The 11,490-nt window shown below is 76.6% G+C and carries 6 protein-coding genes; 5 read left to right on the top strand and 1 reads right to left on the bottom strand.

The annotated features are described in order from the left end of the window. Positions 1 to 164 precede the first annotated feature (164 nt). Positions 165 to 3,176, top strand: coding sequence for a YncE family protein (locus LN037_RS23660; RefSeq protein WP_230758235.1), 3,012 nt, complete (start codon positions 165 to 167; stop codon positions 3,174 to 3,176). Between the two features lie 118 nt (positions 3,177 to 3,294). Next, positions 3,295 to 6,096, top strand: a complete 2,802-nt coding sequence (locus tag LN037_RS23655) for an FAD-binding and (Fe-S)-binding domain-containing protein (RefSeq protein WP_230757950.1) — start codon at positions 3,295 to 3,297, stop codon at positions 6,094 to 6,096. A 22-nt stretch (positions 6,097 to 6,118) separates the two neighbouring features. On the opposite strand, the gene LN037_RS23650 is transcribed toward LN037_RS23655, so the two are convergent. After that, positions 6,119 to 6,874 (bottom strand): glutaminyl-peptide cyclotransferase, encoded by a 756-nt coding sequence (locus tag LN037_RS23650; RefSeq protein ID WP_230757948.1) that lies wholly within the window; start codon positions 6,872 to 6,874, stop codon positions 6,119 to 6,121. 53 nt (positions 6,875 to 6,927) lie between these two features. On the opposite strand from LN037_RS23650, the gene LN037_RS23645 reads away from it, so the two are divergent. The 3 genes from LN037_RS23645 to LN037_RS23635 form a co-directional block, all read left to right on the top strand. After that, positions 6,928 to 7,701, top strand: coding sequence for a DUF3027 domain-containing protein (locus LN037_RS23645; RefSeq protein ID WP_230757947.1), 774 nt, complete (start codon positions 6,928 to 6,930; stop codon positions 7,699 to 7,701). 13 nt (positions 7,702 to 7,714) lie between these two features. After that, the gene (locus LN037_RS23640; protein WP_230757944.1) at positions 7,715 to 10,597 is read left to right on the top strand and encodes a sacsin N-terminal ATP-binding-like domain-containing protein; all 2,883 of its coding nucleotides are present in this window, start codon (positions 7,715 to 7,717) and stop codon (positions 10,595 to 10,597) included. Between the two features lie 373 nt (positions 10,598 to 10,970). Beyond that, positions 10,971 to 11,490, top strand: a 520-nt coding sequence (locus tag LN037_RS23635) for a DUF222 domain-containing protein (protein ID WP_230757941.1), incomplete at its 3' end; no start/stop codon positions are given.

Below are 11,490 nucleotides of genomic sequence, written 5' to 3'. Positions count from 1 at the left end.
TCGGACGCATGTGACAGGACTTAGGTCGCTTGTCGATCTGCCGTGCGTGATCACAGTCTTGATCACGCGTGCGACGGGGTGGTCGGGGGACCGGGTCCTGTCGCGGGGTCTCACGAGGGGTAACAGCCGTGGCGGGTCGTCATCGGAAGGTTTCTCGACGTCGGGTGGCGGCGGCTTCGGTCGGCGTCCCGGCCGCGCTGGCGTTGGCGCTGGGGTTCGCGCCGTCGCCGCCGGAGGTGTCCGTGCCGGTGGCGCTGTCCTCGGCGCTCCCGTTCTCGGTGCTGCCGTCGTCGGGGACGGTCGGACCGCAGGTGGTCCGGTCGGGTGGGTCCTCGGCCCCGGCGGTGGGGTCGGCGCACGGGGTGGCGGTGGACCAGGTGTCCGGGACGGTGTTCCAGGCCGACCCGGTCGCGTCGGTGGTGCGGGTGTTCGTCCCGGACGGCCGGGGCGGGCTGCGTCAGGTCGCGACGGTCGGGGTCGGGGCGACGCCGGTGGCGGTGGTGTGGGACGCGGTGTCGAAGCGGGTCCTCACGGCGGACACGGGTTCGGGCACCGTCTCGGCGATCGTGCCGACCTCCTCCGGCGGGTGGACCTCGGGCGGGTCGGTGCCGGTCGGGTTCGCCCCGACGGTGGTCGCGGTGGACCGGACCGGAGCGGTGCACGCCGCCGCGAGGGACCAGGGCACCGGGCCGGTCGCGACGCTGACACGTACCGGTGGGAACTCGCCGGCGTCGTCGGGGAAGCAGGCCCCGAGGGGGTGGGCCCCGACGTCCTGGTCGGGCTACACGGTGACCCGCGGGGACGGCTTCGTGACGTACTCCTCGAAGACCGGGAACACCGAGTTCTGCTTCGGCACCTGCACCGACGTCGCGGTGGGGAAGCCCGGGGTGAACGGGGGCCGGGGCGGCACCGCCTACTGCATCGGCACCTGCACCAACGTGGCCATCGGAGCCGACGGCCGGGCCGGGGAGAACGGCGGCAACGGCGGCACCGCGTACTGCCTCGGGGTGTGCACGAACGTCGCGAACGGCGGCCGGGGCGGGGACGCCACTGGAACGAACGCGATCGGCGGCAACGGCGGCAGCGGCGGCACCGCGATCTGCTACGGCCAGTGCCGGAACCTGGCGGCCGGTGGTCGGGGCGGGGACGCCACCGCGACCGGCGACGACGGCACCGACGCCACGACCGGGAACGGGACCGCGGGGCAGGACGCCACCGCGACCGGCGGCCGCGGCGGTGACGGCGGACTCGTGCTCACCGGGACGGGGCTCGGCCGCGGCGCGGGCGGGGTCGGCGGGAACGCGACCGCCACCGGCGGTACCGGAGGGGACGGCGCCGACCAGGACATCGTCGGCGCACGGGGCCAGGACGCCACCGCGACGGGCGGCGACGGCGGGCAGGGCGGCAACGCCACCGCCACGGCCGGTCAGGGCGGCATCGGCGCCGGCGGCCGCGCCGCCTCCGGGACCGCCACCGCGAACCCCGGCGCGGGCGGACGAGGCGGCGACGCCACCGCCACCGGCGGAGCCGGCTGGTCCGGCCCGGGCGGGCCGAGCGTCATCAGCGGCGTCGACGGTTCCGCCGTCGAGGGTCCCGGTGGGACAGGTGGCGCGGCGACCGCGGCGGGCGGTCGGGGAGGAGCGGGAGGCACCGGGACGGAGATCCGCGACGGCGCCTCCACGACGACGGCGGGTGCCGGCGGGGACGGCGGCGACGCCACCGCCACCGGTGGTGCCGGCGGCGCCGGCGGCTCCGCCGACAGCGCCAACGTCCGGCCGGGCGGTTCCCTCGACGTCACCGGCGGTGCGGGCGGTGCAGGCGGCGCCGCGACCGCCGACGCCGGACAGGCCGGCAGCCCGGGCGGCTCCGACGGCGAGGCCACCGCCACCGGTGGCGCCGGGGGCCAGGGCGGCAACGCGTCGGCGACCACCGCCGACGGTGCCCCCGGCTCGGCCGGGTCGGACGGCGGCGACGCCGGGGCCGCGAGCGCCACCGGCGGGGCGGGCGGCAACGGCGGTACCGCCACCACCAGCCCGGGCGGCACGGCGACCGACGGCGAGGGTGGTCGGGGCGGGAACGCCACAGCCGGCGCCGGCGACGGCGGCGCGGGTGGCGTCGGGACGGGGACCTACGACTCCGCGACGAACACCGTGGTCGCCACCGGCGGCGACGGCGGACGGGGTGGGAACGCCTCCGCCACCGCCGGCCGGGGTGGGACCGGCGCCGGCGGGTTCGCGCCGAACGGCACCGCGTCGGCCGATCCCGGCGTCGGGGGCGCCGGCGGCTCCGCCACCGCCCGCGGCGAGAACGGCACGGACGGCGCCGCGGGCGCACCGGCGACCCCGGCCGTCGGGAACGAGCAGAACTTCGGCGGCGCCGGCGGTTCCGGTCTCGCCGGCAGCGCCGGACAGAACGCCACTGCCACGGGCGGCGACGGCGGGGCGGGCGGCACCCGCACGGTCGACGGCGTCCAGGGCGAGCCGGGCACCACGGGCACCGGCGGGGCGGCGACCGCCGCCGGCGGCGACGGCGGCTCCGGGGGCTCCGGAGGCGTCGGCGGGTCGACCGGACCGGGCGAGGTGAACCTCGGCGGGACCGGCGGGTCCGGTGGCGCCGGCGGGGCGGGCGGAACGGCGAGCGCCACGTCGGGCACCGGCTCCAGCGCCGGCGCCGCGACCGCGACCGCAGGCACGGGCGGGACGGGCGGCACGGGCGGGGCCGGCGGGTCCGCCGGAGACAGCTCCGCCGGGTCCAGCAGTTCGCTCTCGGCCGGCGGGCGAGGTGGCGCCGGGGGCACCGGCGGGGCCGGGGGGAACGCCACCGCGACCGGTGACGGCGCGGCCGTCGCCGACCCCGGGGACGGCGGGGACGGCGGCGACGGCGGGGACGGCGGCGACGCCGGGACCTCGACCAGCGGCTTCCCCAACAGCGTCGGCGGTGACGGCGGGGCCGGTGGCGCGGGCGGTGCCGGCGGGACGGGCAGCGCCGAGAGCGCTGACACGACCACCACCTCCCCCGGGACGACCGGCTCGGGAGGCGACGGCGGAGACGGTGGCGACGCGAGCGACGTCGACACCATCGACGCGCCCGGGGCGTCGGGGGGAGGCACCGGTGGCGCGGGCGGGTCACCCGGCGGCGAGCGTGGCGCCGACGGCGCGTCGGGGACGGCGGACTGAGCCGACCCCTGCCCGTCGTCGGGAACGCCCCGACTGACGTGAGTGAACGGCACTCTCGACGCATCTATGTGCGCGAGAGGGCCGTTCGCTCGTTCCGGGACGTGCGACGCTGGACCACGTGACGGGCACCACCACGCTCATCGAGTCCCTGCGGCAGGTGGTCGGGGAGGTCAAGGACCGCCCGATCGACCTCGCGGCCCACGCCAACGACGCGAGCCACTACCTGCTGCACCCGCAGGCGGTGGTGGTGCCGGACAGCACGGCCGAGATTGCGGCGTTGCTGCAGCTCGGCGTGCGTGACCGGCTGAGCCTGACCTTCCGCTCCGGGGGTACGAGCCTCTCGGGCCAGGGCGTGTCCGACGGCGTGCTCGTGGACACCCGCCGGCACTTCCGCGGCTTCGAGGTGCTCGACGACGGGCGCGCCGTGCGCCTGCAGCCGGGGCTCACCGTCAACGAGGTCAACGCCCGGCTCGCGCCGTACGGCCGCAAGATCGGGCCCGACCCGGCGTCGAGCGTCGCCTGCACGATCGGCGGTGTCGTCGCGAACAACTCCTCGGGCATGAGCTGCGGCACCGAGTTCAACACGTACTCGACGCTGCGCAGCCTCACCCTCGTGCTGGCCTCCGGCACGATCATCGACACCGGTCGCCCCGACGCCGACGACGAGCTCCGCCACCGCGAGCCCGCCCTGTACGAGGGCCTCGACCGGCTCCGGCAGCGGGTCACCGGCAACGCGCACTCCGTCGAACGCCTGCGCCACCTGTTCTCGATGAAGAACACGATGGGCTACGGGCTGAACAGCTTCCTCGACTTCGAGAAGCCGATCGACGTGCTCGCCCACCTGCTCGTCGGCTCCGAGGGGACGCTCGGGTTCGTCGCGGACGTGGTGCTCGAGACGCTGCCGGTCCTCCCGCACGCGGCCACGTCGATGCTGGTCTTCGCGAACACGAGCGACGCCACCGACGCGCTGCCCGCCCTGCTCGAGGCCGGGGCGAAGACCCTCGAGCTGCTCGACGCCCGCGCGCTCGTCGTCGCGCAGTCCGACCCGCGGGCCCCGTCCACCGTCAAGGACCTCGAGGTCGACGGCCACGCCGGCCTGCTCGTGGAGTTCCAGACCGCCACCGCCGCCGAGCTCGACGGCGTGCAGGCCGACGCCGAACCGGTGCTCGCGGGCCTGCCGCTCACCCGTGACGCCGGGCTGACCCGCGAGCCCGCCGCCCGGGCGTCCCTGTGGGCGCTGCGCAAGGGCCTCTACACGGCGGTCGCGGCGGCGCGCCCGAGCGGCACGACCGCGCTGCTCGAGGACATCTCGGTGCCGGTCCGCACCCTGCCGAGCACCTGCGACGGGCTCACCGAGCTGTTCGACCGCCACGGCTACGAGGGCTCGGTGATCTTCGGCCACGCGAAGGACGGCAACGTCCACTTCCTGGTCAACGAGCGGTTCGACGACCCCCGTGAGCTCGAGCGCTACCGCGTCTTCACCGACGAGATGGTCGACCTCGTCCTCGCGCAGGACGGCACGCTCAAGGCCGAGCACGGCACCGGGCGGATCATGACGCCGTTCGTCCGCCGCCAGTACGGCGACGAGCTGTACGGCGTGATGCAGGAGCTCAAGGCCCTGTGCGACCCGACCGGCCTGCTCAACCCCGGCATCATCCTGTCCGACCGGGCCGACGCCCACCTCACCGATCTCAAGACGGTCCCGACGGTCGACCACGAGGTCGACGCCTGCGTCGAGTGCGGCTACTGCGAGCCGGTCTGCCCGTCCCGGCGGGTCACGACGACGCCGCGCCAGCGGATCGTCCTGCGCCGCGCGGCGGCGAAGGACCCGGCGCTCGCCGCCGAGATCGAGGCCGACTACGCCTACGACGCCGTCGACACGTGCGCCGCCGACGGCATGTGCGCGACCGCGTGCCCGGTGCGGATCAACACCGGCGACCTCATGAAGCGGCTGCGCTCGGAGCGGCACTCCGAGCGGGCGCAGCAGGCGGGCGAGGTGGTCGCGAAGCGGTGGCAGGGCGTCTCCGGCACCGCCCGCGTCGCCCTGAAGGTCGCGGCGACGGTGCCGGGCCTGACCGCGGCGGCGTCGGCGGCGGCCCGGAAGGTCCTGCCCACCGACCTCGTCCCGCTGTACTCCGCCGAGGTGCCACCCGGCGGCGACACGCGCCCCGACCCCGTCTACCCGGTCAACCCGGACGTGGTGTTCTTCCCGACCTGCCTGCACCAGGTGTTCGCCCCGGAGGCGGGCGACGGGTCGGCCCATGCCTTCCTGCGCCTCGCCGAGCGGGCGGGCCTCGTCGTCGCCGTCCCGGAGGGCATCGGGCAGATGTGCTGCGGCGTGCCGTGGGAGTCGAAGGGCTTCACGCAGGGCAGCCGGACGATGGCCGCGACGGTCGTGGACGGGCTGTGGGGCTCCACGCAGCAGGGCCGCCTGCCCGTGGTGGTCGACGCGTCGTCGTGCACCCACGGGCTGGAGGGGATCGCGAAGCTCCTGCCCGACGACCCCCGGGTGCCGTCGCTGCGCTTCGTCGACGCCGTCGAGTACACCGCGCGGGAGATCCTGCCGAAGCTCGCCGTCCCGACGAGGGCGGCCTCGCTGACGCTGCACCCCACCTGCTCGACGACCCACCTCGGGATCGGCGACGACCTGCGGCTGCTCGCCGAGGCCGTGGCCGACGAGGTCGTGGTGCCGACGTCCTGGGGCTGCTGCGGCTACGCCGGTGACCGCGGGATGCTGCACCCCGAGCTCACCGAGGGCGCGACCGCCGAGCAGGCCGCCGAGGTCCGCGCGCACCCGACGGAGCTCTACGCGAGCTGCAACCGCACCTGCGAGATGGGCATCTCGCGGGCGACCGGGCAGACCTACCGCCACGTCCTCGAACTGCTCGACGAGGTGGCTTCGCCCCGTGAGTACTTGTGACGGTCATACCCGTCACAACTACTCACGAGGGCGCAGCCCACCTCACCCGGTAGGTCACCGGCCAGCGCTTGCCCGTCACCAGGAACTGATCCGTGCCAGGGATCGCCGCGATGCCGTTCAGCACGGCGTCGGGGTCGTCCCGGGTCTCCGCCGGCCGCAGCGCGGCCGCGTCCACCACCGCGGTGACCCGTCCCGACGCCGGGTCCACGCCGACGATCTCGTCGGTCTGCCACACGTTGGCCCAGATCGTGGTCGGCGTGCACTCCAGCTCGTTCAGCATCCGCACCCCGGTGTCGACCGTGCGCCGCGGCGCGAACGTCGCCGGGTCGCGGAACACCAGCGTCGAGGAGCCGTCGGAGGTCACCAGATCGGTCGCCGTGTGGCAGATGCCCCAGCCCTCCCGGTCGTTCGGGAAGGTCGCGGTGACGGCGAGCGTGGCCGGGTCGCGCCGGTAGACCACGCCGTCCTTCCACGTGAGCTGCCAGATGGCGGTCGGCGTCACGGTGATGCCCTCGCCGAACTGCTCGGGCGGCAGGTCGACGGCCCGGCGCACCGCGCCCGTCGTCGGGTCGGTCTCGCGCAGCTGCGACCGCCCGACCAGCCCCGTCCCCTCCCACAGCGCGTCGCCCGCGATCTCGAAGCCCTGCGTGAAGGCCGCCGGATCGTGCGGCATCGTCCCGAGGACCCGCACCGTCGACCGGGGCACGGCCTGCCCCTCGGCGGGCACGGACGAGGAGCAGCCGGCGAGCACGAGAACCAGCGCGAGGAGCCACCGCACCCGCGGAGACTCCCACGCCCGGCGCCCGGTCGCGGTCAGGCACAATCGGACGGGTGCAGGACCTCGCCGACAGCGCCGCGCCCACCACCGTGCTCGCCGACGCCGTCGACCTGGCGCGCGCCGCGGCGGTCGAGGCCGCCGACGGCGAGACCGCGCAGGTCGGTGAGCACCTCGAGGTCGTCCGCGAGGACGACACCGCCGCCACCCACTACTTCGCCGCCGACAAGCCCGGCTACCGCGGCTGGACCTGGGCCGTCACCGTCATGGGGGCCGACGAGGTCACCCTCGGCGAGGTCGCGCTGCTGCCCGGCGCCGACGCGGTCGTCGCGCCGGAGTGGGTCCCGTGGACCGAGCGGGTGCGCGCCGAGGACCTCGCGCCCGGCGACCTGCTGCCCGTCGACGAGGACGACGAGCGTCTCGTCCCGGCCCACGCCGCCCTCGACGACGACGAGCCCGGCGCCGAGGAGATCCGCGCCGTCGCCGACGAGCTCGGCTTCGGCCGCCCCCGCGTCATGAGCCCCGAGGGCCGCTTCGACGCCGCCGAGCGGTGGACCAGCGGCGACTTCGGGCCCGGCGCGGAGATGGCGCGCGCGGCCTCCGCGCACTGCGGGACCTGCGGCTTCTACCTCTCCCTCGGCGGCTCGCTGCGCGGCGCCTTCGGCGTGTGCGGCAACGGCAACGTCCCTGCCGACGGCCACGTGGTGCACGCCGAGTACGGCTGCGGCGGGCACTCCGAGCTCCAGGTCGACACCGGGTCGGTGGTGATGGTCGCCGAGCTGGTCTACGACGACGGGGTCGAGATGGACCCCGTGCCCGCGACCGACTGACGTCGGGGGGACGGTGTCGGGGGACCCGTTCGGCACGGAGACGCTGCGGCGGGCGGTCCTCGACACCTGGACCGCCTCGGCCGCCCGCCTCCGTGAGGATGCGAACGCCGAGGAGGACCTCGTCCGCGGTGGCTACCGCGGCCGCTGGTTCACCGAGCTGGCCCAGAACGCCGCCGCCGCCGGCGCGGCGGCGGGCCGACCCGCCCGGCTGCGGGTGCGTCTGGACGACGGCGAGCTGCGGGTCGCCAACACCGGTGCCCCGCTCGACGCCGAGGGTGTCGCGGCCCTGGCCTCGCTGCGCGCGTCCGCGAAACACGCCGGGGGCACCGTAGGGCGGTTCGGCGTCGGCTTCAGCGCCGTCCTCGACCTGACCGACGAGCCCCGGGTCGTCACCCACGGCGCGGGCGTGGCCTTCAGTCGCGCCCGCACCTGGGCGGAGGTCACGACGGCGGGTGGGCCGCTCGCCGCGGAGGCGCGGCGCCGCGGTCCCGACGGCGTCCCCGCCCTGCGACTGCCCTGGCCCGTCGAGGAGGACCTCGACCCCGACGTCGCGACGGAGGTCCGGCTCCCGCTGCGCGATCCCGCCGTCGACGTCCTGCGGGCGGCCCGGGAGCAGGCGCCGGACCTGCTGCTCGCCCTGCCGTGGCTGGCCGCCGTCGAGGTGGCGGGGGAGACGGTCGAACGGGTCGACGGCGACGACGGCCGGGTGCGGATCGGCAACACGACCTGGACGACCCTCCTCGTCGACGGCGAGCTGCCCGCGGGCCTGCGCGGGAGCACCGCCCTCGCCGTGGAGGACCGCGACCGCACCGGATGGCAGGGCCGGTGGGCCTATCCCGCGCCCCGTCCGGACACCCTCCACGCGCCCACCGCGACCGCCGAGACGACCACGCTGCCCGCCCGCCTCGTCGTCACCGTGCCCCTCGACGCCGACCGCCGTCGGGTGCGCCGCGGCCCGGTCACCGACCACGTCCTGCGCGCGGCGGCCGCCCGCTACCCGGACCTCGTCCGCCGCGTCGACCCCACGGTGCGCACCGCGCTGGTCCCGGACGCCGCCCTGCCGGGGTCGGAGGTCGACGCCGTGCTGCGCGAGGGCGTCCTCGCCGCCCTGCGGGGCGCGGCCTGGCTGCCCGGCGCGGCCGGACCCGACGTCGTGCCGGCCCGCGCCCTCGCGCTCCCGGAGCCGGCCCCCGCGCTCGTCGCCGCCCTCGCCGACACCCTCGACGGGCTGACCCCGCAGCCCTGGAGCGCCGCCCTCGGCGACCTCGGCGTGACCCGGCTCGACCCCGCGGCGCTCGTCGAGCGGCTGGCCGGGCTGCGCCGCCCGCCGTCGTGGTGGCGTGGGCTCTACGCCGCGCTGGCCGGGCTCGAGGGACTCGACCGGACCGAGCTGGCCGCGCTGCCGGTCCCGCTCGCCGACGGCCGCCTGGCGGTCGGTCCCCGCGGCCGGCTCCTGCCCGGGCCGGAGCTGTCCGACCTCGACCTCGAGGGCCTGGACCTGCACGTGGTGCACCCCGACGCCGTCCACCCGCTCCTCGAGGCGCTCGGCGCGCGCCGGGCCGACGGCCCGGCCCTGCTCGACGAGCCCGAGGTCCGCGAGGCCGTCGAGCGCTCCGTCGACGACGCCGAGGCCGGGCTCGACGTCGACCCGATCGCGCGGCTGGTCCTCGCGGTCGTGACGCCGGGTGCGGTGGGACTCGGGGCACTGGCCCTGCCCGAGCACGACGGCGGGTACCGGCGCGCCGACGAGCTCGTCCTGCCCGACGGCGCGCTGCGCGCGGTGCTCGCGGCGGACTCGCCGATCGGGGTGCTCGCCGACCGCGCCGCGGCTGCGCACCCGCGCGACGCGCTGCTCGCGGTCGGGGTGCTCAACGGGTTCGCGGTGCTCCGCGACGAGGACCCGACCGGTCCCGACCACGACCTCGACGACGAGGAGGCGTGGTGGGCCGAGGAGGTCGACCCCGAGCCGGGCCGCGGCGGCGTCGAGACGGCCGAGCCCCCGCCGCCGCCGAGCACGGTCGTGGCGGTCCGCGACCTCGAGCTCGTCGCCGACTGGGACGCCGCGTGGCCGGTGCTCGCCGCGGACCGCGAGGTCCGGGCCGCCCTCGTCCGCCTGCCGGGGGAGCCCCTGCCCTACACGGCCTGGTGGCTCGCCCGGCACGGGCGGCTCGCCGGCCGCCGACCCGGGGCCTGGCGGCTGCCCGGACCTGCCGTCGGGAACGCTCTCGCGGCCCTGTACGACCCGGCGCCGGTCGACCTCGACGCCGGATTCCTGACGGCGATCGGGGTCCGGACCGACCTGCGGGTCGCGGGTCCGACGGACGCCGACGACCTGCTCGCACGCCTCGCCGACCCGAACCGACCCGTGCCCGCCGCGGCCGCCCTCGCGGCCCACACGGCGCTCGGCGAGGCGGTCGACGCCCGGCGGGTGGACGTGGCCGACGTCGTCCCGCCGGACCGGGTCCGCACCGCGGGCGGCGGCGTGGTGACGGCCGACCCCGACCGGACGCCGACGCCCGTCGTCCTCGACCGCCCGTGGCTGCTGGGCGCCGTCGACGCGAGCTGCGTGGTGCCCGTGTCGGCCCGACACGCGGCGGCGCTGGCCGAACTGCTGGACCTGCCGGTCGCGTCCGAGGTGGTGCACGGCGAGGTCCGGTCGCCCGGAACGCCGACGGCGTGGTGCGCGCTGGCCGACGCGGCGGTGTGGGCGGCCGCCGCGGGCCGGGAGCTGCCGGACGGGGAGGTCGTGGTGCACGAGCGGCTGCGGGTCGCGGTGACGGTCGACGGTGCCACTCGGGAGATCTTCCCGGTGGTGTGGGTGGCGGACGGTGTGCTCCACACCGACGACCCGGTGCGGGCCCTGCTCGCCTGGCCCACGGGCCAGCCAAGCTGCTGACGGCATACGCGCAGCATGGAGCGCCCTGCCCGCGTGCTCGTGGTCGAGAACGTCCGTTCCCGGAGATCCTGGCCCGGCCGGAGATCGTGATGGTTTCGTGATCTCGGCGCTTGTCGTGGGTTCCGGGGTCGCGAGGTGTACGTGAGGCAGGTTCTTTGGGCCGGATTCCTGCCTGGTGTACCTCTCGCGTCGCTCCCGGCCGTGGCCTGGGGTTTCGGGGTGCCGGTGACTGTCGGGGGTTCGAACTACAGTTCGAGTCACGGCGGTGGAGGCGGGGTTCTCGGGTGGTGGCGGGGTGTTCGACACCTCGCCGCCGGCGGTGCCGTGGACCGACCCGCGGGATGCGTGCGGGCAGGAGTGCGAGGCCGGGTTGGTGGCCTGGCAGGCGCGGTTGGTGCATGACGAGTGGCGTCGGGCGTGTTGGATGCTCGAGACTGCCCGGGCGCGCGCGGACACGCTGGAGCGGTGGCCGGAGCCGGATCCGCGGGTGATCGCGGCGTGTCTGGGGTGGTCGGTGGCGATGGCGGCCTCCCGGTTGGAGACCGCGGCCGGTGCGTTGGAGCGGTTGCCGCGGCTCGGCGAGGCGATGCGCGAGGGCCGGTTGGAGCAGGCGAAGGTCGCGGTGTTCGTCTCCGGGCTACGGGATGTGACCGACGCGCAGGCGGCGGTGGTGGTGGACGCGCTGATCGACGATGCGCCGGGGCTCGGCCTGTGGGAGTTGGCGCAGCGGGTCGCGGCGGCGGTGGTGGACGTGGATCCGTTGGGTGCGGAGAACCGTCGGGCGGCGGCGGTGGCTCGGTCGCGGGTGTCGACGCGGATCGCGCCGTCGGGGGCGGCGGAGATTCACGGCTTGGATTTGGATCCGGGGATGGCGGAGCCGGCGTTCGAGCGGA

This window comes from Actinomycetospora soli (assembly GCF_021026295.1).
In the GTDB taxonomy this organism is placed as follows: Bacteria; Actinomycetota; Actinomycetes; order Mycobacteriales; family Pseudonocardiaceae; genus Actinomycetospora; species Actinomycetospora soli.
The sequence above is the reverse complement of the archived record's forward strand: the minus strand, read 5'-3'. Positions and strand labels throughout refer to the sequence as shown.